21 protein-coding genes are annotated in these 24,371 nt (G+C 42.5%); 11 read left to right on the top strand and 10 right to left on the bottom strand.

The window, feature by feature from the left end; all coding sequences use genetic code 11:
* Positions 1 to 419: 419 nt before the first annotated feature.
* The 5 genes from J7E37_RS18190 to J7E37_RS18170 all read right to left on the bottom strand — a co-directional run bounded on the left by J7E37_RS18190 (position 420) and on the right by J7E37_RS18170 (position 6,111).
* On the bottom strand, positions 420 to 1,181 hold the full coding sequence (locus tag J7E37_RS18190; RefSeq protein ID WP_215026048.1) for a YibE/F family protein: 762 nt from the start codon (positions 1,179 to 1,181) through the stop codon (positions 420 to 422).
* Entirely contained in the window at positions 1,178 to 2,272 is a 1,095-nt protein-coding gene (locus J7E37_RS18185; RefSeq protein WP_215026098.1) for a YibE/F family protein, read from the bottom strand. Before J7E37_RS18185 ends, J7E37_RS18190 begins: the two co-directional genes overlap by 4 nt.
* A gap of 524 nt (positions 2,273 to 2,796) precedes the next feature.
* Positions 2,797 to 4,101 carry a chloride channel protein gene (locus J7E37_RS18180; protein ID WP_215026045.1) on the bottom strand — a complete coding sequence of 435 codons (1,305 nt, stop codon included), beginning with the start codon at positions 4,099 to 4,101 and terminating at the stop codon, positions 2,797 to 2,799.
* A gap of 11 nt (positions 4,102 to 4,112) precedes the next feature.
* Positions 4,113 to 4,724, bottom strand: coding sequence for a DUF421 domain-containing protein (locus J7E37_RS18175; RefSeq protein ID WP_215026042.1), 612 nt, complete (start codon positions 4,722 to 4,724; stop codon positions 4,113 to 4,115).
* Between the two features lie 163 nt (positions 4,725 to 4,887).
* Complete coding sequence (locus tag J7E37_RS18170) at positions 4,888 to 6,111, bottom strand: NAD(P)/FAD-dependent oxidoreductase (protein WP_215026039.1); 1,224 nt, start codon at positions 6,109 to 6,111, stop codon at positions 4,888 to 4,890.
* Positions 6,112 to 6,324: 213 nt separating this feature from the next.
* On the opposite strand from J7E37_RS18170, the gene J7E37_RS18165 reads away from it, so the two are divergent.
* The 3 genes from J7E37_RS18165 to J7E37_RS18155 all read left to right on the top strand — a co-directional run bounded on the left by J7E37_RS18165 (position 6,325) and on the right by J7E37_RS18155 (position 9,510).
* Complete coding sequence (locus J7E37_RS18165; protein WP_215026036.1) at positions 6,325 to 6,882, top strand: sigma-70 family RNA polymerase sigma factor; 558 nt, start codon at positions 6,325 to 6,327, stop codon at positions 6,880 to 6,882.
* Positions 6,848 to 8,341, top strand: coding sequence for a hypothetical protein (locus J7E37_RS18160; protein WP_215026033.1), 1,494 nt, complete (start codon positions 6,848 to 6,850; stop codon positions 8,339 to 8,341). Before J7E37_RS18165 ends, J7E37_RS18160 begins: the two co-directional genes overlap by 35 nt.
* 131 nt (positions 8,342 to 8,472) lie before the next feature.
* On the top strand, positions 8,473 to 9,510 hold the full coding sequence (locus tag J7E37_RS18155; protein WP_215026030.1) for an S-layer homology domain-containing protein: 1,038 nt from the start codon (positions 8,473 to 8,475) through the stop codon (positions 9,508 to 9,510).
* A gap of 775 nt (positions 9,511 to 10,285) precedes the next feature.
* Here J7E37_RS18155 and J7E37_RS18150 read toward each other — a convergent pair.
* Positions 10,286 to 10,807: a hypothetical protein gene (locus J7E37_RS18150; RefSeq protein WP_215026027.1), complete on the bottom strand. Its 522-nt coding sequence runs from the start codon at positions 10,805 to 10,807 to the stop codon at positions 10,286 to 10,288.
* 81 nt (positions 10,808 to 10,888) lie between these two features.
* Positions 10,889 to 12,169 carry a M48 family metallopeptidase gene (locus tag J7E37_RS18145; RefSeq protein ID WP_215026024.1) on the bottom strand — a complete coding sequence of 427 codons (1,281 nt, stop codon included), beginning with the start codon at positions 12,167 to 12,169 and terminating at the stop codon, positions 10,889 to 10,891.
* Positions 12,170 to 12,398: 229 nt separating this feature from the next.
* Between J7E37_RS18145 and J7E37_RS18140 the strand changes: the two genes are divergently transcribed.
* Together J7E37_RS18140 and J7E37_RS18135 are read left to right on the top strand one after the other, a co-directional pair.
* Entirely contained in the window at positions 12,399 to 13,850 is a 1,452-nt protein-coding gene (locus J7E37_RS18140; protein ID WP_215026021.1) for an alkaline phosphatase, read from the top strand.
* A 362-nt stretch (positions 13,851 to 14,212) separates the two neighbouring features.
* Positions 14,213 to 15,118, top strand: coding sequence for an AraC family transcriptional regulator (locus J7E37_RS18135; RefSeq protein ID WP_353050039.1), 906 nt, complete (start codon positions 14,213 to 14,215; stop codon positions 15,116 to 15,118).
* Between the two features lie 2 nt (positions 15,119 to 15,120).
* Here the strand turns inward: J7E37_RS18135 and J7E37_RS18130 are convergent, their stop codons facing one another.
* The 3 genes from J7E37_RS18130 to J7E37_RS18120 all read right to left on the bottom strand — a co-directional run bounded on the left by J7E37_RS18130 (position 15,121) and on the right by J7E37_RS18120 (position 19,051).
* A complete protein-coding gene (locus J7E37_RS18130; protein WP_215026015.1) occupies positions 15,121 to 16,359 on the bottom strand; it encodes an MFS transporter in 1,239 nt (412 codons plus the stop codon).
* A 383-nt stretch (positions 16,360 to 16,742) separates the two neighbouring features.
* Positions 16,743 to 17,501 carry an STAS domain-containing protein gene (locus tag J7E37_RS18125; protein WP_215026012.1) on the bottom strand — a complete coding sequence of 253 codons (759 nt, stop codon included), beginning with the start codon at positions 17,499 to 17,501 and terminating at the stop codon, positions 16,743 to 16,745.
* Between the two features lie 266 nt (positions 17,502 to 17,767).
* Positions 17,768 to 19,051: an MFS transporter gene (locus J7E37_RS18120; protein WP_215026009.1), complete on the bottom strand. Its 1,284-nt coding sequence runs from the start codon at positions 19,049 to 19,051 to the stop codon at positions 17,768 to 17,770.
* Between the two features lie 881 nt (positions 19,052 to 19,932).
* Here J7E37_RS18120 and J7E37_RS18115 point away from each other — a divergent pair.
* The 6 genes from J7E37_RS18115 to J7E37_RS18090 all read left to right on the top strand — a co-directional run bounded on the left by J7E37_RS18115 (position 19,933) and on the right by J7E37_RS18090 (position 24,121).
* Positions 19,933 to 20,361: an acyl-CoA thioesterase gene (locus J7E37_RS18115; protein WP_215026006.1), complete on the top strand. Its 429-nt coding sequence runs from the start codon at positions 19,933 to 19,935 to the stop codon at positions 20,359 to 20,361.
* Between the two features lie 81 nt (positions 20,362 to 20,442).
* Positions 20,443 to 21,096, top strand: coding sequence for an NAD(P)H-dependent oxidoreductase (locus tag J7E37_RS18110; protein ID WP_215026003.1), 654 nt, complete (start codon positions 20,443 to 20,445; stop codon positions 21,094 to 21,096).
* A 67-nt stretch (positions 21,097 to 21,163) separates the two neighbouring features.
* Entirely contained in the window at positions 21,164 to 21,943 is a 780-nt protein-coding gene (locus J7E37_RS18105) for a nitroreductase family protein (RefSeq protein WP_215026000.1), read from the top strand.
* Positions 21,944 to 22,054: 111 nt separating this feature from the next.
* Positions 22,055 to 22,531 (top strand): AraC family transcriptional regulator, encoded by a 477-nt coding sequence (locus J7E37_RS18100; RefSeq protein WP_215025998.1) that lies wholly within the window; start codon positions 22,055 to 22,057, stop codon positions 22,529 to 22,531.
* Positions 22,532 to 22,642: 111 nt separating this feature from the next.
* Positions 22,643 to 23,122, top strand: coding sequence for an NUDIX hydrolase (locus J7E37_RS18095; protein ID WP_251009751.1), 480 nt, complete (start codon positions 22,643 to 22,645; stop codon positions 23,120 to 23,122).
* A 441-nt stretch (positions 23,123 to 23,563) separates the two neighbouring features.
* Positions 23,564 to 24,121 (top strand): thioredoxin family protein, encoded by a 558-nt coding sequence (locus J7E37_RS18090; RefSeq protein ID WP_215025993.1) that lies wholly within the window; start codon positions 23,564 to 23,566, stop codon positions 24,119 to 24,121.
* Positions 24,122 to 24,371 lie beyond the last annotated feature (250 nt).

Raw genomic sequence — 24,371 nt, 5'->3', positions numbered from 1 at the left:
ACAAACTATTAGCTGGTTTAGTTGCATAAGCTTCTTCATAATTTACCATGGAATTCCCTAAACGTAATAAATTTAGGAACTCGTATATTGAATGTCATCCAGTTTATGTTCGAATAAAATGGTGGGTATTTTAGCATATAAAATAACAATGTGATAATGAACATTCTCATGCTGCTAATCAGTGTGCTAATTCTTATGCTATTATGGCATAAACCTTGATATATCAATAAAAAATGGCATGCTAAATCGAAAGTGATTTAGCGTGCCATTTGTGTTGTCTTTTCACGTTTTGCACTCCACAAGAGAAATTGTTAGTCATTTTGGCAGGGTGGCCTTTTTCTTTTTTACTCCAGGCAAGAAGCACAGGAACATTCCCTGTGCTTTCTTTGTCCTGCCCTTCAAAAGGATCAGCCCAAGCCTTATGCTGGCTTTTTTCCTGCTAAAAAGAAGGCGGTTATCCAAGCCGTAATCGGAATGACTAATGTTACCCCGATCCCGGCACAGAGGATTGTGATCATCTCTGCGCTGAAGATTTTTGAATTGATAATCTCTCCTGCTGAATAGGACAGGTCTTTGAACCAGATGAGCAGGGCGAGATAACTTCCGAAAAAAGCGAAAAATAATGTATTGGTGCTGGTCCCCAAAATATCCTTGCCGATGCTTAGTCCTGATTTGAACAAATCCTGTCTGCTGATATCTGGATTATGATAATGAATTTCGCGCATCGGAGAGGAAATCGCAATCGCGGCATCCGTTATCGCGCCAATCGTGCTCATGATGATGACCGACACGGCAATTTTAACAAAATCTACCCCGATATGAAGGGAGAACATGCCAAGCTCCTGGATTTCTTCTTCGCCAAAACCCTGGATTCTGGCCCGATCAGCAATGATAAAAATGAATGAAAGCAAAACAATCGTTGAAATCACGGTTGAGATAAAAGCAGTTGTTGTTTTCTTATTCACTTCATTGATGTAGAACAGATTGATGACGCTGATGAAAATACAGGCAATTAACGTAATCATAATCGGGTTCGCTTTTGGGTCATTCATGAAAATCACAGCAATGAAGATTACGCTGAAATTGAAGAAAATCGCCAAAAAAGACCGGACGCCTTTGCCTCTTCCAACTAAGGCCATCAAGATAAATAAAATGGCAGCCAACACTACTAGAGCATTCATAATCCAGCCCTCTTCCTGTTGATGAAAAAGATCGTCACATAGAGACCGATTGGGATGGTCAAGACGATTCCAATCCCGCCTGCCAATGCCCTGGCCATTTCAAGTGAAAGGTTCATGGAAAGAGCAAAGCCCAATGGAGAACCATTTTTAAAATAAAGAATCAGGATCGGAATCGAACCGCTGACATAGACAAAGAACAGAATATTCGTCATCGTCCCCATGATGTCTTTTCCAATCTCCATTCCTGATTTGACCAGTGCCTTAACAGGTATGTTATTGTTCTTTTCGAACATATTGAAAATAGAAGAAGACATTGTAATTGCAACATCCATGACCGCTCCGAGGGAACCAAGGAACAGCCCAGCGAGAAATACCATTTGATACGGCCGGGTGATAAACTGAAGCTCTTCGTACCGCAGTCCTTTTTCCGAGGTTCCCCAAAGGACGAGCCAGACGATGAACAGGGAAGCGAAAGTCCCTAGAAGCGTTGCGATGACAGCAGCGTAGGTTTTTTCATTAAAGCCATTAACGAGCAATAAAGAAATCACGGTAAAAAGGACAACAGCCACACTGCAGATCAGCAATAGGCTCCAATGAGGGTTGCTCAGATAAACATCCAATGCATACGAAAGCAGAAGGGCGTTGATCACCAGGCTGATGATCGAGAACAGACCCTGCTTCCTGCCGACAATCAATAGGACAAGAACAAACACCCATGCCACATACAAAAGGTATTTATCGCGTTTCACGTCCTTGATGGTACCCTGGAATTCTCCTGTATCCTCGATGCTCGAATCAATATCCACGAACAGCTCGTCTCCGGTCTTGAATTCATGGTCGTACGCTTTAGACGCAGAAAATTCATTCACCAGATAAATGAGTCCGCCTTTTTCATCGCCATTCTTTATTTCCGCGGTGATCCGCTGAGTAAAAAGAAAATCTTTGGTGCCAAGCGGATTTTCCACTTCCGTCTTTTCCGCCAGCTCTGTCTTCAGAACCTTCACAATCGTGCGGTCATACAGAAAGTAATTATTATGAACAAACACAACTGTCCCCGCAATTAAAAGGACAAACAGGGATAGCAAAAACATTTGCTTGTAAGACAACTTTTTAAATAGATTCAAGATAAGCCTCCAGATTTGGAAAAATAAAAAAACACCACGTCAAATGAAGAGGTGCAATTCAAATGATTGTAACCAAACAACATCCTTTCAGCTGTCGATTCAGGTTTCTCCAGATGTATTTAAAATCACCATGGTGTGCTGGTCAGCTCCAATTCACGGAGCCAGCCCAACAATATAGGTTTAGACACAAAATTATAGTAACAGTAGTGTTTTCTGTAAGTCAAACCGAACAGGGGGCTGTGCTCCAGATAGGGGTATCGCTAGCGGTTACAGGGCAATCGATGGAGAGGAAAGGGGTAAACAGAAAATCGTCTTATAGAAAGAGTTAAAACGGCCAGTGCCGGCTGATTAGAGATGGTGGCAACGTGTTTGGAAAGTCCCTTTTGTGAAGCAGGAGAGCTGTCCCTATGCTTACTGGTTTGGGACACGAGAACGTCCAACCGTGCCCGTGTCCCAAGTTTGCAGCAACTTGTTCCCGTCTGTACATAATTTTATCGTTTTTTCTTCTTTTCAGCATTCTTGATGGTTTCTCCATTAGGAAGGCTGTATAGTCTGCTTTTGGGCTCATGTATTTGCTGGGAGGGCCATAATCCGTGATGTCCCGAAAAGATATAACTGACCAGGCAGGCGACAAAAAAGAATTCTATTCCCTTTCCATGAAACATTTCCAGGGCCAGCAGAAACGCTGCTATTGGGGTGTTGGCGGCGCCGCTGAAAGCAGCGATTAATCCCAAAGCGGCGAGGAAGGACATTGGCAATTCTATATACGAGTGCAAAGCATTGCCTAATGTCGCGCCCATGAAAAATATGGGAATCGCTTCTCCGCCGACGAAGCCTGTCCCTAAGGTAATCGCAGTAAAAATCAGCTTGGCCAGAAAGGCAAAGGGAGGGACGTCTTCTGTAAAAGCTTGTTCCAGCATGCCCAGGCCGCGGCCATTGTAATCCTGCGAGCCGGCGATTAAAGTTAAAATCACAATCAAAATTCCGCCTAGGAATGCTCGTTTCATATGGTTCTTCTTGAAGATCCGATTAGTCGTATTTTCAATCCAGTGCCTTAATTGACTATAAGAAATGCTCAATAAGCTGAATATAAGGCTCATAAGGAGGACTTTTAAAAAGGTGATAATCGAAATTTCCGGTACAGTTGTGATAATGAATTCTTCATGTTTATGTCCCCAGACTGCTGTTGTTGTATAGTGGCCAACAAAGCTGGCGACAAGGCAGGGAATCAGTGCTTCGAATTTCAATTTACCCAGTACTGCCATTTCCATCCCAAACACAGCACCGGTTATTGGTGTGCCGAATGCTGCGCCAAAACCGGCACTTATGCCGCTCATGATGATCATCTTTTTATCCAATACGGTTACCTTGAAGAATTTGTTGACGGCTTCAGCTACACTTGCTCCCATTTGGACAGCTGCACCTTCCCTCCCTGTGGACCCGCCGAAAAAGACGGTAATAAAGGTACCCAGGTAGACGATCGGTCCCATTCTCCGCAGCACATGTTTCTTCCCATGAACCGCGTCGATGACTAAGTTATTCAGCTCGGCTGCATCATTTAAAGTATCATTTATAAAGACTTTGCCGAATTTCATATATATATAGCCTATGATAATGCCGCCGATTGGGAGGAGAGCGATAAGCCAGCCGTTTTTTTCGCGGACGGTTCCTAGGTAATCGTTTGTTTCCAGGAGGAATGTCGTCGCAGAACCTACTACTAACCCTATCAGTGCTCCGAAAAAAATCCATTGACTAAGAATGCCAAAAAATTTCTTGTACTTCTGGCTGGTATTCAACCGCAATCACCTCATTCCAACTTTTCAGGATGGCCTTTACTATGGCCTTGATTCTTTACTTCCTTAAAAATATCGTCCGAACCGCTTGCCGGTGAGGAATTATTGTTAAAGGTCGGCGTCGGCTGGCTGCCTTCTATCAGCGATTTGAGCATTTGAATATCCTCTTTCGTGGCATATTGTTTTTCGGGCTTCAGCATATATCCTAATTGGCCATTTGATTCAATCGTTGCCCATTGCAAATCGCTGAACTTTTGGATGTTTTGCTGCCTGAGCCGGACTTCCAGCATATCGACTGTTAAGCGCAATTTTTTTAAATTGGCTTCGTTTAGCTGGCCGTTCTCTACTACGAGGCGGGATTTCCCATAGATAAAAGTTTCCATAACGTTATATTTCAAAGTGATATATTCAATAAAAATGAGAGTGATGACCATCAACAAGGTAATGACCAGAGTAATCCATATATTTCTCTCGCTTACTGGCTGAATGATCAAGGAACCAACCGCGACCATCATGACCGTCTGCGCAACCGTCAGCTGGGAAATTGATTTTCTTCCAGCCAGGCGCAGTATAAGCACTCCACCAATGACAATGACAACAGATTTCCATATAAAATGTAAATCCAAGACCAGACCTCCTTTTCAGCAATCAATATGTATGTTGCTAAAAAGGGTGGAAATGTATGCATATAATCAATCTTATATGTAGGAAATACCGATTCCGTCATCGTAATAGCCGCCAAAATGAAGAAAAGCAAAGGGTATGTGCCCCTTTGCTTCTCTTTGGCTATCACTTTTTCGCAAGCGGCCTGTTCTGGAGATAGAGTGACAGGTTCGGGCTGCTTCCTGAGATGATATCTTCAGCAATGATTTTCGCCAGCATTTGGCTGTAAACTGTGCCGTTGTCGCCAAAAGCAAACAGGAAATAGCTGCTTGGATGTTCGTCATAGATCCCAATAACCGGAAGGCCGTCCATGGTCCCGCCATAAAAAGCTCCTAAATAATAATCGGGTTCAAACTGGATGGAAGGGAACATTTTGTGAAACTCATCGACCAGCTTGTCTCTCTTGTGAATCAGTTTACTGTCCCGGTCTTCCGGATAAATCGTATTTTCATCCAGTCCGCCAATGATGATCCGGTTATCAGCAGTTGTCCGTAAAAAAATATAAGGCCTGGCGGTTTTCCATAAAAGAGTCCGCTTGTGCCAGGAGGACAAGTCGTCAACAGGCTTAGAGGTGACCGTATATGTACTCACGAAGGAAATAAGCTTGTCCTTTTTCAATTCGACACCCTCATATCCGGCAGCAAAAATAACGCGTCCTGCTGAAATGGAGTATCCGTTTTTAGTAGAAATGATCACTCGTTTCGTTTGTGAGTCATAATGATGGCCATTCATTTCTGTGTTTTCAAAAATCTGTACTCCCTTGCTGGCTGCGTAGTCCATTAGCGCATGGGTGAATTTGAAGGGGTTCAGCTCGGCATCATCATAGGAGTAAATCGCTGCCTCCCGGCTGAAGGGATATTTCTCCTCAATCTCTTCTTTTGCGAGAAAAGCAACATCCAAGTCTTGCTGAAGTAAAAATTCATATTCTTTTCTCAAGGCCGCAATATCCTCAGGGCAGCTTGCTGAGTAAAGCGAATCCCTTCGGCGAAATTCACAGTCGATGTCAGAGGATTGGTATGCTGTTTCGATGTCATTGATGGCTTCCTGCAAGAGCTCTAAATGTCTTGAAATATACTCTTCTCCAAAGGTATTGACCAGGTTCGTGAACAGTTTCTCCCCGGAATACTGGATGAGCGCCGTATTCGAACTTGTGCTGCCGCTGCCAATTTTCTCTTTTTCAATGACAGCAATCTTCAATCCGGATTCTGCTAGATAATAGGAGCATTGCGCTGCCGAACTGCCCCCTCCGACAATCAAGACATCACACTCCAGGTCCTTCTCTAATCGAGGATAAGAGGGAGGAGAAGGGAAGGTTGCAGGCCAATAATAGGTACCGGTCATTAAATTCATATGTTTCCTCCTGCTTGGCAAAAAGATAATCCTATTATTTCCCTGCTTTTAAATGACATTCATATTTTGTAATTTAGGCCTCTGGATTTCATATCGATTACAATAATGAGGAAAATCTTTTACTTATTACAAAATTTTTATATTTATGTCATCGATATCAACTTTTTATTTTGTTAATCGTCTAAAAAGAGAAGCTAAACTGGGGGTGAAGCAGTGGAGAGAGAGGAAGCAATTGTTGATTTGATGGAACGCTTCGGCACAGATGTTTTGCATCTTGCTTATTCATATGTACGGAACAGGCAGACTGCGGAGGACCTGGCTCAGGAAATATTCTTGAAGTGTTACCAGAAGTTTGACACATTTGAGGGGAATTCACAGATACAGACTTGGCTTTACCGTATTGCCTCTAATCATTGCAAGGATTATTTGAAGAGCTGGCACCATCGAAGGGTTTTGGTAACAGATTATATCTCGGCGAAACTTGCTGGCCATCATGATGGGCCGGAATCGCAACTGGTCAGGAACACTGACAATAAAGAACTGATCGAAGCAATGTTCAAGCTGCCGGTGAAATACCGTGAAGTCATTTTCTTATTTTATTACCAGGAGTTATCGCAAAAAGAAATTGCAGAAGTCTGCGGATTGAATTTAAGCACCTTAAAATCCCGTTTGACCCGGGCAAAAGTGTTATTAAAGGAAATTTTACAGGAAAGGGGTGTTGGGTTTGGAGGAGCGGTTGAAGAAACTGAAAGCAGAAATGTTGAAGGGTGAACTTTCAGACTTTGAATTTAATCATAAAATGAAGCGGGATGTCATTAATCGTTTTGGAAAGCAAAGAAATGCTCATCGATTTCAAGGGCTGTTGCCAGCGGGATTGAGTGCAGCTGTTTTACTCTTTTTTAGCATGGGGATTTACTGGCTCGTCGAGTCTCATTATACAGAGCAACCCGGTGATACACCTAAGGTTGAAGAGGTCCCATTGGTCGACACTCCAGATACACCCGTTGCTGCAGAATTCGATGAAGGTATGGCAACAGCCTTATTGGATCGATATAAGGATACCATGAACCTGGTACTTGAGAATGCGAAGGACCAGCCGGAATTGAAATTTAAATCCTATTCAGAAGCAGCCGATATCCATGAATTATTTAATGATTTTATGGTCAGGAGCTTGATTGAGGAGATTTTAAAAGGAAGAATCGAGGAAAGGCAGGATGGATTGTATCTGATTTCAACCGGGGACTTCAATATTTATAGGAAAGAATCACCTTTTACACTCGAAAAAATAACTGAAACGGATTACCGATTTATCCAGACTCAGAATTTTGAAGATGGCAGGGTCGTGGAGTTTTCCGCCAGCTTTGGATTCAATTCTGGTTCCTGGAAAATCACTTCAATGGAATCAGAAGAACTGAGCGCTCCACAGCTTGAGGAGCAGGAAGCCGTCGACTTGCTGAACAAATACAATAGTGTCAGGGAAGCCGCCTTTAAAGATGCATTGGATCAGCCTAATTTTGAGTTCCGAACGTATAAAACGAAAGAGGAATTTTATCAGCTATTCCTTGATTTCATGTCGAAAGATGAGGTTGAACCAACCTTCAGCATCAGATTGGAAGAGAAAAACGGCAGCTTATTTTTGGTACCGATGGATTCAGTGAGAACCTTCTGGCCGGAGAGCCCGTATGTTTTCGAAAAAGCAGCTGATGGAGGATTTGTTCTGACTCAAATTCAGGAAGGCGATATGAACGGCCGGGAAAAGCTGACCGTTACCTTTAAGCAAGTGGAGGGCAAATGGAAAATCACTTCGATCAGAACAGATGCGGATTCTGGAATTTGGCTGAGTCAAAGAGATGCAGTGGATTTACTGCAAGAATACCATACGAATGTAGAGGGAATTTTTGCAGATGCGGTCGGCCAGCCAGAGAAAAAATTCAAAAGCTATAAAAGCTTAGAAGAAATCAATAATGAATTCAAAGGGTTAGCATCTGAAGAATTTTTAAATGCCCATCTCAGCGAGCATGTAACCGAAAAAAACGATGCTATCTATCTTTTGACAGAAGAAGAACCAATAAAGTACTCATATCAACATCACTCCAACTTAGGAAGAATCAACGACATAGAATATAACCTAACTCAAAAACAAGATGACAACATTATATACACTGCATCATTCAAATTAATTGGCGGCAAATGGGTAATAGATGGACTGGACATCACCGAAGCAGACTAAAAAAAGTGAAGCACAGGGACGGTTCTGCTGCTTGTTTTTAAGCAGTAGAACCGTCCCCCTGCTTTCAATATACATAATAGTCCAAAAATGTTACGGTTTAGGTAATAAAGAAATGAAAGGGAGGAGATATCATGAAAAAAGTAACGTGTTTTTTATTATCTGCTGTGTTGGTTTCGAGCCTCTTTTTATTCAATGGAAAAGCGGAGGCCAGCTCGTTCAGTGACATCAAAAATCACTGGGCAAAAGAGGACATGGAGTATTTGGTGCAGAAAGGGATTATCGGAGGCTATGCTGATGGTACTTTCAGGCCTAATGAAATTGTCACTCGAGCTCAGGCTGCGATCATGATTGGCCGCGCTCTTGGCTTGCCTGGGGAACAGCCGGTGAACGCCAGGTTCAAGGATGTTCCAGCCAGCGTAACGGGCTCAGGCTATATTCACCAGTTGGAACTGATTGGTGTGGCGGCAGGGTATGGAGACAGAACTTATCGGCCGCACAAACCGGTAAATCGGGGAGATGCAACCATTCATTTAATCAAATCGACCCTCGCTCCTTCAGACCGGAAAGGGTATCCAGAACATCCATTTAAAGATGTTTCAACAAGCCAGGCATCAGGAGAATATGTCATCCTTGCTTACCGTAACGGAATTGTGGATGGATACGCAGATAAGACATTCCGACCATATGAACCGATCACCCGCGCTCAGTTCTCGGTCTTTCTATCTCGATCTCTGCAAAGTGAAAAGGCCAGCGCTCCCCAGCTTGAGGAGCAGGCAGCCGTCGATTTGCTGAACAGATACAATTCTGTCAGGGAAGCCGCCTTTGAGGATGCATTGAATCAGCCAAATTCAGAGTTCAAAACATATAAAACGAAAGAGGAATTTTATCAATTATTCCTCGATTTTATGGCCAGAGATGTGGTTGAACAGACCTTCAGCATCAGATTGAGAGAGGAAAATGGCAGCTTATTTTTGGTGGGAATGGATTCAGTGAGAACCTTCAAACCAGAGATTCCTCATGATTTCGAAAAAGTAGCGGATCGATTATATGTGCTGAACCAAATCCAGGAAAGCGAAATGTATGGGCGGGAAAAGCTCATCATAACCTATAAATATATGGATGGAAGCTGGAAAATCAGTTCAATTAGAGCCCTGAATTTATTACAGTAATTCTATCGGAACGTGCGAGAAATAGGGCGACACGGGGATTTTTAGGTGTCTCTGTGAAAAAGTTGATGTTTCGAAACCACTGGAAAAGTTCCTTATTAAAGATTCTTTTCCCAGTGGTTTTTGCTTTTCTTGGTTTCTTAGCTAATTTGATTCTTAAATGTGGAGCATAACTTCATAAGGGTACGATTAGTGCGAAAAGGTACCCTTATGAGAAGGGGAGAGGATGCATAAGGGTACGATTAGTGCGAAAAGGTACCATTATGTGAAGGGAAAAGGTTGCATAAGGGTACGATTAGTGCGAAAAGGTACCCTTATGTGAAGGGGAAAGGGTGCATAAGGGTACGATTAGTGCGAAAAGGTACCCTTATGAGAAGGGGAGAGGCTGCATAAGGGTACGATTAGTGCGAAAAGGTACCCTTATGTGAAGGGTAGAGGCTGGATAAGGGTACGATTAGTGCGAAAAGGTACCCTTATGTGAAGGGAAAAGGTTGCATAAGGGTACGATTAGTGCGAAAAGGTACCCTTATGTGAAGGGTAGAGGTTGGATAAGGGTACGATTAGTGCGAAAAGGTACCCTTATGTGAAGGGAAAAGGTTGGATAAGGGTACGATTAGCCCGTAAAGGTATCCTCATGCGAATTAAAACCGCACGATATGGATCATTACGCGGTGGCGCAGCAATTCAATGTGCCTGTTTTTTAATCTGCCACTAGTTTGTGTCTCTTCATCCATAAAAAAACAGCGAAGCCCCTAGGGTTTCGCTGTTTCTATACTCATCAAGAGGCTTGTTCTTTATCCTCGACTGAGTAAATGAGAGAACTTTCTACGCTTAGCAGGCTTTTGCGCAAATCCTTCTTGTCATTGAGGATGATGACACAAGTATCCTCGAACTCTCCAAGGCCATTGATATACTTTTCGTATAACGCCTCTTCGGCTTCGTCGAGATCCGTACCTTTCGGAAGGTTCAGCTCAAGTCCGAGCACATATTGTTTACGCTCAGGGATCGATGTGATTTGCTTGCGGACAAGATATGCATTGGCAATCTCCTTGTACTGGGCAAGCTGATCCAATCCGGCCAGGATTTCGCCTGGCTCCTTGTCATGGGTAGTAAAGTGGTCTGTTGGCTGGATAAAATCGCATTCTTCAATGGAGGCTTCCACGCTTTCTGCCCACTTCTCCAGTTCTTCTTTCGTATGTTCAAATAACTCGCTTTGTTCCGTATCATAATAGTATCCGCATAATAGATCAAGAGCTGGCAGACGCAATTCCCAATCATAGGTCATCGCAAGGTTGATCAATTGTATTCCTTTATCTGCAGTGTCACTGGATTCCAGGTAATGTTCTCCCAGGGTTAATAGTGCTCCTGCGGTTCTTGGATCTTAATGATGCTTTTCAGCAATTTCCTCATACAGTGGGATTGCTGCTTCCAGACTATTAAATTCGACGGTTAAATAGGCTTTTTCCAGCAGCTCATCAAGAGTGGTCACTTGTTTTTTCGATAATTCTTCAAACCGCTGCTTTGAATCATTGAAGTTTTCAATCTCTTCTTTCCAGGTATCCTCATTGTGGTCGACCCACATTTTATTGAAGTCACTTACAATTCGGCCCGGGTAGGCGAAGAAATAGTCTAGCGCTGATTCAGCTTGTTTTTCCGGCAAATTGGCTTCTACCCCCAGAGCAGAAAGTCTATCCTTCAAGCATGGATGGGTATCTGTCATATAGCTCTCTTCAGCGAGCTGCTCATTGAAATATTCAGCTGCCTTTTGGTGATTGAGTGACTGGAGCTTTTCGGTAAAATTCGAATATGGCTGTGGGACGCTGTTTGTCCTCGCACATTCCTCGAACAGCTCGCTGTAAAAATCACGGTAGTAATATGGTGCAGCCACAGATGTAGCAGCCAATGCTTCTCCCATAGCCTGCGGGGAGGTTACGATCGCAGCCGAACGGTCTGCATCGTATTCCTCTTGTCTTGCCATGGCAAATGTATAGGCGTCAAACCGTGGGTAAAACCATTGGAAGAACTTTTTGAAAATAAATGTGCCGAATTGTTCGTTTTCCTCCAGTGAATGCAATAAACGCCCCCAGCTCATTCTCAGGCGGTAAATCTTTGCGCCAAGAGCCGTATCGGAATTGGAAATATGGGCTAGCTCGTGGGCAAGGATAGCTGTAAATTGCTGCTGGGAAAGTGTTGTCAGAAGCGGGATGCCGATGACGAGGACGTTCCGCTTTTTCCCGAACATGCCATATGCCGAAATTTGTGCGACAGAGGCATTGAATTCACTATTAAGTACAATCTCATCTATTTGTGGTGTGTTGATTTTAAGGCGTAAAGTGTCAATCATCTCGTACAGCTTTGGAGCTTCTTCCTGCTGAAGATAATATCCATCAGGCATGTCCATCTTCACAATCAGGGCCTTGATGATGAAGAATGACAGAGTTCCTGTCAAGAGCAGAACTTTCAGATTACCAAAGGTGAAATTCCCATCCGCGATCATGCCAATCGATATGGCCATTAAAAACAAAAACAGCGACAAAAATAATGCAACATAACCAAAACCCAATCCAGTGAGCATGATGACCTTGAATCTGTAAAGCTTCGGGTTGGCGGACGCCTGCTTTTCCAGCTTGTTCACCAGTGTTTCAAACTCTTGATTTGTCATTCTCATTCCCCTTTAATAAGTTATCGATAGTATTATAGCAAGGAGGAAGTTCTTGCTAAAAGATGCTTTTTATTGGAAAATATTAAAATATTTGATGTTGAAATCCTGAGTTAGCTATGTACCAAGAATGCGAGGGTGGGTCATTTTACCTGCGACTCATGGCTGATTGACCCGTTAATGTGAAAAAAGTAGAGTAATAGAGCAATCATCTATTGAAGGAGGAACCGAGATGTCATTGAAAACAAAATTGTTAGCGGTTACATTGATCGGGACTTTAGCAGCGGGGGGCTTTGCAGGAATCAACAGTTTAACAACAGACAACAGCCAGGTATCGGCGAAGTCTGATGCAGCAAAGGTATCAAAGGAGAACGTTTCCCAAAAACCGCCTAAAAACGTCATCGTCATGGTCGGGGACGGAATGGGGATTGGCCAGCTTGAAGTTGCTCGTCTGATGGAGTACGGCAAAGAAGGCCGTCTTAATATGGAATCATTGGAGAATGTTGCTTTGATGCATACATACTCTGCAAATAATACTGTCACAGATTCTGGAGCTGCTGGTACGGCAATTGCGACAGGAACGAAAACGAATAATGAGTCAATTGGTGTGGATGAAAACGGAAATGAAGTGAAAAGCATGCTTGACGCATTCCAGGCACGCGGCAAGAAAGTCGGTGTCATTTCCAATAATACAGTAACAGACGCAACACCTGCTGCTTTTACTGCGAGTGTGCCGAACCGCTGGAGTGGACAAGCTGAAGTAGCGAAGCAGATGCTGGAAAATGAATACGATGTCCTTCTAGGCGGAGGCGCAACCTATTTTGAACCAAAGCGTCATAATGGTGTAGATTTGGTTGAGAAATTTGAGGAAAAGGGCTACACATATGTTACGGATCGTAACGAACTGAACAATGCGGGCACTCCCGATAAATTGCTGGGTCTATTCCATTCGTCTTATATGAACTATAAAACAGATAAAGATGATGTTAACAGCAATGAGCCAACGTTAAATGAAATGACGAAAAAAGCAATCGATGTTCTTTCCAACGGCAAGGATGGCTTCTTCCTGATGGTAGAAGGTGCGCGTATTGACCACGCTTCTCACGCCGCTGACTTTACGGGAATTTGGAAGGAAACCATTGAGTTCGATAACACAGTTAAAGATGTAGTCGAATGGGCTAAAGATCGCAACGATACTCTAGTTGTAGTGTTAGCGGACCACGAAACGATGGGTGTTTCCGCAACAGAAACTATGGATATCGAAGGACTTAAAGCCATTGATGTGTCACCTGAATTCATGGCTGGAAAGCTAGTCATCGAAGACGGGACAGCTACAGCCGAAAGCGTTAAGAGCGTGTTCAAGGAGTATGCCAACATCGAACTGACTGATGAAGAAGTAGCAGAATTCCAGGATAATATTAAAGATGCTGAAGGAAAAGTGTACGCTGCATACAGAACCGGCTGGGAAATCGGATCTGTCATTGCCAAGCACAATAAAGTAGGTGTATTGGACAGAGCAGTACGTGCAGAAAGCACAACTGGCGGACATACAGGCAACATGGTTCCTGTATTTGCAACAGGAACTGGATCCGAGCGCTTTGAAGGCGTTCTAGATAACACGGATGTGATCAAGCTGATTGCTGAAGCTGCACGCCAGGAATATGCACATCCTGCAGGGAAATAACAGTAATGTTAAAGAAACCGAGGAGCATGGGGACGTACCCTGTGCTCCCTTTTTGCGTAAAAAATGCAGGCCGGGGGAGGGTCATCCCCTTAAATGAGAAGGACATCTGCCTGTATTTCTTCGTAAAAGTATAAAAACCACACACTGGTTCTTCCTCCCATCTCTTCAAAAATAAATAATAGCATAGAGGTACAGACATTCCGTATTCCATGAACTAATATGCCAGGGACTCCAACATACTCTATGATTTTGATATTTTGGTTCCTATTGAGATGCCCATTAACATTCCGATATTCCACGTTTCCAATAATTCTTGTAAAATTGTAAGGAAGAAGAAAGAGACCAACCGTAAAGTGGTGAGGGTGATTCAACAGTTATTTTTACTTCAGCGTGTCATTGATTATATAGAGAATCATATTAAAGAGGAGCTCAGTGCTGAAGAGCTTGCGAGAATGGTGGGGTATTCTCCTTATCATTTTTCGCGGATTTTTCAGAAGCAGACGGGTTATACCTTGATGGATTATGTGGTCAAAAGGAAGCTCCAGTTTGCTTTGTACGAGTTGGTGAATGGGAGAAAGATCATTGAAATCGCCATGGATTATGGCTTTGAAACACATGCTGGCTTTACGAAAGCGTTCAAGAAGTGTTTCGGAAGCCCTCCTAGTCTTTATAAGGAGCATTGTCCGACATCACTGCCGCAAAAACTGGATCTGATGAGCCTTCACGAAAAGAACACTGGGGGCATTGTCTTGCAGCCTCAGATTGTCCGCCGAAGTGCTTTCAATGTCGCCGGGAAAATCTTCAGGATAGAGAATTTTCCTTCTGATAGAAATGTACCGGCCTTTTGGGAGCAGGAGGGGTTGACAGATGGTTCGATTGAAACATACTTGTACAAAGAGTTGTCTCCGAAAAAGCATGGAGAGTATTGTATCAATTTGAGCCGCAGCCTTGATGAAGGCATGTGCCGTTATCTATTTGCTGTAGACTATGATGATGAAAAAGGCTTCCCGGATGGAGTAACTGCTGTACAAATTCCTGAGGCTGTCTATGCGATATTTCGGACGCCTTTGGTTGAGGTTGATCAATTCGCTGCGGCAATCAAAGGGACGTGGAGATACATACTCGAGGATTGGTTTCCGCACTCATCCTATGAAGTGGATGAAGAGGGCTTCGATTTTGAATTTTATGATGAGCATTGCCATTATTGGGATTATAAAAAAATCTATATGGAAATTCATATTCCGATCAAAGAAAAATCTCGAGAATGAAATCATCCTCGAGATTTTTTGATGGCCAGTTGATATAAATAAATCACTGGCGTTAAAAGAATGGCACTTGCAAGCATGGCGATTTTAATCGAAAAATTGGCGGCAATGAGTCCAATAGCCGGTCCTCCGCTAATCTGGCCAATTGCATCAACCTGGCCTTTTACCGAAAAGAAGGTCGCGCGTGTCGAGGAATCAGGAATGATTTTGTTCAGCCATGTATCCTCAAGCGGGGCCATGACAGACCTGGTTCCTTGGATGATCAGATAAAAGCAAAGCAAACCGATGATACCAGTCGAAAGGGCAAAACCGGTCAGTGACGCGATAATCAGAACACATCCGATTAATAAGGATACATAGATGGTGTTTAACTGATGATGGAGAGAACTACGGCTGATAAAATGAAGGCCGACAAATGACAGGAGCATCACGGCAAAACTAATGCTCCCAATCAGGATGACCAAATTCCCTTCTGTCAAGTTGGCGAGACCAGTTTCCTCAAGAAAATGAGAAATCCATAGACGGTCAAAGCCTTCACTGTATAGCCCGAAGAACAAGGCAATAAGGAAGAGAATCCGCATCAGATAACTAGCCTTTGTATAATGGACCATCTGATTCATATTACTTTTTAGCGTCGTCCAAGTGGATGTATTTTCATATTGAGCGGGTTTGAAATTCTCTTCCTTCATAAAAAGGAGCAGAAAAACAGCCAATCCCACCATGGATAATCCGCCAATGATGATCGGCAGATTGACCATGAAATAGTAACCGATCAACATGCTTAAAGGAATAGCGATGACTTCACCAAGCTTGCCAGCCTTAGCACCATTCACGAACGCCAGGGAAGCACGATCTTCCCCGACCTCGTCGGCAATCCAGGCTTGGTGTGCACCGCTTGTAAACGTGTAGCCAATTCCCCAAAGTACTTGAGACACTAAGACGGCTGCGAAAATCGGAAACGAGCCCTCGATGAGAAACCCGGCCCCAATCAAAAAATATCCAATAATTACAGAAAGCCTGCGACTTTTTAAGTCGGCCATAAACCCAGTTGGTACCTCAAACAGGAAAACAACTGCCTCCAGCACAGTGCCGACCAGAACGAGCTGCAGCGGATCAAGACCCACGACCTTCACATGATACAGCAAGTTAACCGTAAAAATAAATGTAAAAAAGAACTGCGACCAGAAACGTGTATATATATAAACACGATAAGAATCCATTTTCTTGATAAACGTCAATTTCATCTCCCCCTAACCAGATTATAGAGAGGGAGAAAGAGGTTTTCTTTTCCAAATTTGCGGTTTTTTTAGGAGGGTGGGGAAGTTGTTGCTTTTACGGCATGGACTCAACCAAGAATAATCAGTGGTTTCCTGTAACTATTTCGGTTCCCGAATGAGGCTGTGAACCGTCCCTGTATCTCAAGATAAATAATAAAACGGCCAAAGCTCTTATAGAATAAAGGGCTATAGCCGTTTAAATGGTGTTGATGCTATTATCGTTGTCATCTTGATAGGGTGTGGTTCAATTTTTTGCTGTTATTTTGGAACTAACTTCGCCTCTCCAGCGGGAATTGTTTATTACCGTTACATCCAACCCAGTAATGAGTTGGATGTATTTTCAGAGGCAGTCATTCTTTGGAATTAATAATATACTTCAACCCTGCGTGGGCCGTGCTGAATATGGGAATGGTTCTATTTAGTTCTCCGGCGGACATCGCCAGCTCCGGGGTAATTCCCACGAGTACGCATTGGGTGCCGATCAGTCTGAGGCAATCAATGATTCTTTGAAATTCCTGTTTTGCTTCGGTCTCGAACTCATGCAGTCCTCCAAGGTCAATCAGCACATACTGGATCTCTTTCTGGGTGCATTCCTTCAGCACTGTTACAAGAAGCTGGTCTGCCCGGTCTTTATCGAATTGACCGATCAACGGGAGAGCAAGTGTTTTCTCCCATACTTCGATCATTGGAACAGAAAGCGCTTTGATCAGCTTATCTCTTTCCTTGTCTTCCTCTGCTTTAGTTGTCACGTCCATCAGCATTACTACATACCCTTGCAGCTTGTTATTCTTGTCTTTTATCGGTGTAATGACGATATCCGTTACATAAAGATCCTTAATCGTTATTCTGGTACGGTGGCTCCCGCTAAGCCCGTCCATGATCCTCCGCTGATATTCCGGATCCTTATGGAAACGGGACATATTGAGCCCTATTATTTCTTTGGGGTCTGTGATGCCATACAATGAACCTACAGCAGATAGCAGCTTTGCTGCACTTGAGTTCATCCAAATAATATTATAGTCGGTATCTGAGATGACAATATTTTCACCGATGCTGTCAAGAGCAAGCACAGGGTCCAAATTTCCAGGCAAAGAGCCAATGGCGCTCATTTTCATTCCCCTTTACTGAGTAATCTTTTGTTGTTATTCCTATTATAATAAATGATAGGTTTCCAAGTCCATCATAGTAGAAACCTAAATTAAGATAAATAGAGCGTGGTTCTGCTATCTAAAGATATTTCGGCAGCCTTCTAGATCTCCACAGATAAAGCATTTTTAGTAGCTGGTAACAGATCCTACGATAATTTGGTGCGTTCTTATTAAGCAAAACCAGTGATCTTGCCATCAGAATGGTGGCTGTAGCTTTAGGGAGTTGACTAGCTCTTTAGACGAGAAGATTCTGGTTCTGCCGATTCAGGCTGACGCCTTTCCTTAATAGTACTCACTCCAAACAAGCCAATTAGAGAAAAGACGACAGGAATGATGAAGCCGTAAAAATAGCCTTCGGTCATACTGCCTGAAACAGACTGAAAATGATCCAATACTTTTCCGAAGAATCCTGGCAGTAAAACAGCACTTAGAAACCCACCAGTATTCGCAAAACCCGATACAAAACCAGATTCCCTCATAGGAAAGGATTGACGAACAACAGCAAAAGTTAAGGCACTTGCTCCAAATCCAAAGCCAATGATAAAGAAAAGCAAAATGAGCATGAAAAGTGGAGGATTCCCTTTAAATAAAAGGAAAGCGGACCAGCTTGTCATAATAATAAAATGAACAATGACATATGGGCGCTTAATTGTCTCAAGCCGACTTGAAATCCAACTGGTTAACGGGGCCCCTATAAGTGCGCCTATAAGACCGACCATTATTAGTTGGCTGGCATCTGATCGAGTCAAATCATACATATTCATCCCATAGGGCACTGCCCATGAACTAATAAAGCCTAAATACCCGCCAACAACCCCAAAATGACAGAAGAATAAAGCCCATGCCTGCCGATTTAAAACGATTCTTTTCAATAACATCGAAATGTTTTGACGCTGGATCTCATCTTTTACAGTTACCGATTCATTAGGAAAGAGCTGTCTAGGTTTCTTTATCAGTACAATATAAAGAAGAATTCCTGATAAACATAAAGCGATACCCGCTGAAAAAAATGCTGCTCTCCAGCCAAGTAAGTCAATCCATGCCGAGAAAGGAACTGTCGCTAGAAGGAAACCAAGACTTCCCGTCATTCCCGCGAAACCAATTAATCGAACAAATTCCTTAACTTTAAACCATTGGCTTAAAATCAATACCAAATTGACCCAAATCGTCGCATCTCCAATTCCCGTAAGTATTCTGGCGAAAAACAGGACAAACTCATGTGTCCCAAGACTATAAATGATGGTGCCTAACCCAGTAACGATTGCACCTATAATTAGAAAGAAATTGGGCCCAAACCGATCAGCTAAAATCCCCATAGGAATTTGCAAACTAGTATAAACAAAGAATTGCATACTCGTTAGTAACCCAATCGTTGTAGCTGTTACATGAAAATCCTTCATCACCTGCTCTGTAATCAATCCCGGAGCTGTTCGCTGGCTCGACATTAATAAGTAAGTGAACAATACGGAAACAAATACAACCCACCTAAACCTGCTATTTTGTTTGTCCAATAATTTCTACTCCCGTTCGCTTTTACACTATCTATATGGATATCCAGCACCGGTAATGATAACTTACTGAAGCACCGAGCTTCCTTATGTTCGCTTTTTATGGGAAATGGCGACAGAAAAGCTCAGTGAAGCACGGGACTTAACAAGTGTTTCTTTAACTGATTCATTTTAGGAACGTAAGATACGTCCCTATGCTTCCGTAATTGTGACAGCTTTCAGTGTGGAGAGCCCAAAGCTGTCAAGAAAAAGCAGTAATTGTGACAGCTTTCAGTGTGGAGAGCCCAAAGCTGTCAAGAAAAAGCAGTAATTGTGACAGCTTTCAGTGTGGAGAGCCCAAAGCTGTCAAGAAAAAGCAGTAATTGTGACAGCTTTCGGGTTGCAGAGCCCAAAGCTGTCAAGAAAAAGCATTTATTGTGACAGCTTTCAGGTTGCAAATCCCAAAGCTGTCAAGAAAAAGCGGTTATTGTGACAGCTTTCAGGTTGCGTAGCTCAAAGCTGTCAAGAAAACTAGGTTATTGTGACAGCTTTCAGGTTGCAGAGCCCAAAGCTGTCAAGAAAAAGCATTTATTGTGACAGCTTTCAGGGTGTATAGCACAAAGCTGTCAAGAAAACGCAGTAATTGTGACAGCTTTCGGGTAGCAGAGCTTAAAGCTGTCAAGAAAAAGCAGTAATTGTGACAGCTTTCAGGTTGCGTAGCTCAAAGCTGTCAAGAAAGTGCTAATGAAGACGGGTTAGTGGTGTTGAAAAGCTAAAAAATGGAGAGAGCCTAACTCCAAGAAATGTAGTAAAAGGTGTGTTGAAGAAGGATTTATTGTTTTAGGTGTTGAAGAATGTATCGAGCAGGAAATGACTCTAGAAGCATAGATGCAGGAGGAATGATGATGATGCAGATGAGACCGGAATATAAAGATTTTCCATTAAAGGCATACGACAAGATCAGGTATGCCGATACGGATCGTCAGGGACATGTAAATAACGCACTGTTTTCAACCTTCCTGGAAACGGGAAGAACGGAGCTTCTCTATGCAAAGGAGCCGCTGCATGCTGAAAAGGCCTCGTTTGTCATAGCAAGTCTAAAGCTGGACTTACTTTCAGAAATACGTTGGCCTGGAACAGTAGAGATCGGCAGTGCCATTACAAGAGTTGGCAACAGTTCCTTTTCTTTATTTCAAGGAATCTATCAAAATGGAAAGCTTGCTGCAGTGGCAGAAACCGTCATCGTGCAAATGGACGACCACACTAGAAAATCTGCGCCACTTTCCTCTGAAACAAAAGATCGATTAAAGAAATATTTAGTTGAAATTCAATAGAAGAATATAATTCATGATCGAAATGCAGGGATGGTTTCAGTGTTATAGACAGCATCAGAACATGAGTAAGGGGATTAGAAAATGAATGTTCTCATCGTATTTGCCCATCCGGACGGACAATCTTTGAACGGGGCACTAAAAGACGTAACGGTTGAAAGCCTGGAACAGATTGGCCATAAGGTAGAAGTATCAGACCTATATGAAAAGAACTTTAAAGCAATTGCAGATAAAGAGGATTTCCTTGTACTTAAAAATCCAAAGCGTCTCAATTATATTTCCGAACAATACCATGCGCTGATACATAATACCTTAGCAGCTGACATTGTCGAAGAGCAAAGATTAGTAACCTGGGCAGATTTAATCATTTTTCAATATCCAATGTGGTGGACGGATGCCCCTGCGATATTGAAAGGATGGTTTGATCGAGTTTTCGCGTACGGCTTTGCCTACGGTCCAGGCCGTTATGAAGAAGGGAACTTGAAAGGGAAAATGGCCATCGTATCTGTGACTCATGGAGCAGCGGATCTGTCGGAGTATGGAGAAACCGCAATAAAAGGCAAAGTCGAAGAGCGTTTGTTCAATATTCAGCATGAGAAGCTTTACTATTGTGGGATGACTGTCTTAGAACCTTTCCTGTTCCCGGCAGGTGCAGATGAAGAGACGAGACTGCAGCATATTGAAGATTGGAAGGAGCGGCTGGCGGGCTTAAAGGACGAAATATTGGTAGACATTTAATTATGTCCCTAAGTGTGTAAACGAAAGCCGTCCCTTTGTCTATAATCGATAATTAGGAGTGATTGTGGTGGAATTGAATGATGTGATCCACGGGCACATATCCATCCGTGAATATGAAGATAGGGAAGTTGGTCAAGATCTTCTCGACAAAATTTTAGAGGCAGGTATACGTGCGTCTTCAAGTGGCAATATGCAAACGTATTCGATCATCGTCACGAAAGACAAAGAACTTAAGAAAAAATTATACAGTGCCCATATGGAGCAATCGATGGTGGTGGATGCGCCGATCCTTTTAACATTTTGTGCTGATTTTAACAGAATGAGGAAATGGCTTGCGCTCAACGATGCACCTGTCCAGTTTGATAATTACATGAGCTTCATGATTGGGGCCATTGATGCAGCCTTGGCATCACAAAACTGTGCTTTAGCAGCTGAAAATGAAGGACTGGGCATTTGCTATATGGGCTCTACGCTTGCCAATTGTGATCAAATTGGTGAACTGCTGAACTTGCCGCCCAATGTCGTACCTGTTGTTGGTTTTTCATTAGGATATCCAGCAGAAAACCCTGCCCCGCGTGACCGGCTGCCCATGCATGGACTGGTCCACTACGATCAGTATCGGGATTATTCAGATGAAGATATTCAGGGAATTTATCAGGATCGGAACGAAAAAGGATGGAACCGCTATATGGCCGTCCCAAAACTTAAAGAAATGACCGAACAATTGGGGTTAAAGAATCTTGCTCAAATTTATACCATAGCGAAGTATACGAAGGAATCACATCAGGAATTTTCACAAACGGTGCTTAATTATCTTGAGAGACAAAACTTTATGAATAATGAATAAGGACGGGATATGGGGAAGAGGATGGAGCTCAAGATTAACTAGCGGGCAGCAAAACCATCCCTGTGTATGAAATGTTGAGCGACCTAATCTTTTGAAAGAGGGATTGTGAAAATGAATATCTTAATAAAGAGCTTACCTGAAACGGAAATCGCGTATATCAGACGAACGGGGAGTTACTTTGAGCCGCAAGAACACTGGGGAAAGCTGATCGATTGGGCAGTCAGCAATGGGTTATATCCTCCACAGCAGTCATTTGTCGGTATATCATTAGATAATCCGGCTGAAGTGGAAAGTCAGGACTGCCGTCACGATGCCTGTGTTACATTACCTGATGGATTTAATAAAGATAACCATAAAGACATGAAGTTCAGGAAGGTGGACGGCGGGCAATACGCCCTCTATTCCTTTTATGAAAAACCTGAAAAGCTGAATGCTGCTTATCAATACATGTTTGGCGAATGGCTGCCAAATAGCGATTATGCAGCTGATTACCAAAGATATAACCTCGAATTCAATTTAAATAACCCTTCCGAAGATCCTGAAGGGAAATGCAAAGTTGATTTATTGATACCTGTTAAAAAGAGATGATCCTAGGGCAAAGTGTCACCAATCAACGGTGACATTTTTGCATTTTAAGAAAGGGATAATTATCTCTTTTAGCTCATTATGATTTTGAAACTAAAGGGTGAAAACAAAGTGATGCTCAAGTTCTCAATTGATAAGGATAGAAGCTTTCATTTAAGGTCTGCGGCCATTATCCAACACAATGGAAAGGTCTTATTTCAAAGGCCGGTTAATAGTGAAAATTGGTTTTTACCAGGAGGAAGAGTCGAGCATTTTGAGTCAACAGAAGAGACATTAAAAAGAGAGTTAATAGAAGAGCTTGACTTAAAAGCAGACCATATGAAACTCTGTTGGGTGGTGGAATTTTTTCTGGAAGCAGAGGATAAAAAAATTCAGGAATTAGGTATGCATTACCTTGTAGACATTCCTGAACATCATCAACTAGTTAACCATAAAGCTGAGTTTAGAGGAGTGGAAGACGGATATATTCACAAATGGATTGGGATTGATGAACTTGATCAGTACAAAATCGTACCCGAATTTGTTGTGCCTCAGTTACGAAAGTTGGCTGAGAGCAGCAATATTGTACATACAGTTTTAACAGTAGTAAGATAGTTCCGTTATAAGTGTTGATCCATGAGGGGTTGGCCGCTTTTTTATTTAGCACTGTTTAACATCCCGGTTGATTTTGTGTAGGAATAAAACTAATAAGCGGAGAAACTCCGGCTATTGTATTAGAGAACGCTTTTGAAGCAGAAATAAGCGGAGAAACTCCGGTTAACTTAAAAAAATTAGACAAAATCCAACGATTTAGATTGAATAACCGGAAAAAGTCCCCTTATTTTAAGGAAAAAAGGGTCGTTTGCAAATTTAAGCGGAATTTTTCCGTCTATTTTTCAACACTGTAAAATCAATATCGTGATATACAGAGCTTTTGGGAATAGTGCTTCGGCTAGGGAAGAATTATTATTATTAGATATTATGGATTAAGTTGAAAGCGCGGGTTGCGGTCTGGAGGCCTTCGTTCCATTTAACATAGAAAGAGGAGAAATCTTAATGAAAACAGAGCAACAGTATTTTGAAGAGGGAAAATCAATTCAAACCTATATGGATGAAATGGGTACATTAAAAGAAGAAAGTTATGCTGTTTTTGAACAGTTTCATCTCCCTGAAGATGGATTTGCTGAAAAGTTAAAAGAATATCAACTGCATTTCCTTACGATTACCGAAGATTGGTGTGGAGATGCCATGATGATTAATCCTGTCATTCGCAAATTAGCCGAAGCGGCAGATATTGAAATGCGCGTCGCCTTACGAGATGCAGATACAGATTTGATTGATCGTCACTTAACAAATGGTGGTCGTGCCATTCCGATGATTTTAATCCTTAATGATCAAGGGCATTTACTTGGAAAGTGGGGACCTCGTGCACCAAAAGCTCAGCAAATCGTCGATGAAGTTCGTGCTGCATTGCCGGCAAAAGAGGATCCCTCCTTTGCGGAGAAGCAAAAAGAAGCCTTTGGTTCTTTAAGGAAAAGGTATACAGAGGACCCAAATCTTTGGTCAGATGTTTACGATCATTTTAAGGAGACGGTATTAGCTATTTTGAAGTAGAGCATAAGATTGTATGAAAGCAGAACCGATTCGGTCATCCAGGAAAAGTAAATATCATTCAGGATAAGGAAATTGGGGCCGTCCTGGTGCATCGTGAAAGATAAACTTTAAGGTTCCGTGTATTAATGTTTGAGATAAGCAATCTGCTTATCTCTTTTTTTATCGATTCTTGTGGACAAGAGAACTGTTCCGCACACTATCCACAAGTCCTATCATCCATAGTGTCTTAGTAGTATTTTAATGACCTATA

This window comes from Bacillus sp. ISL-39 (genome assembly GCF_018613295.1).
Lineage (GTDB): Bacteria > Bacillota > Bacilli > Bacillales > Cytobacillaceae > Mesobacillus.
This window is presented reverse-complemented; position numbering and strand designations above follow the sequence as displayed.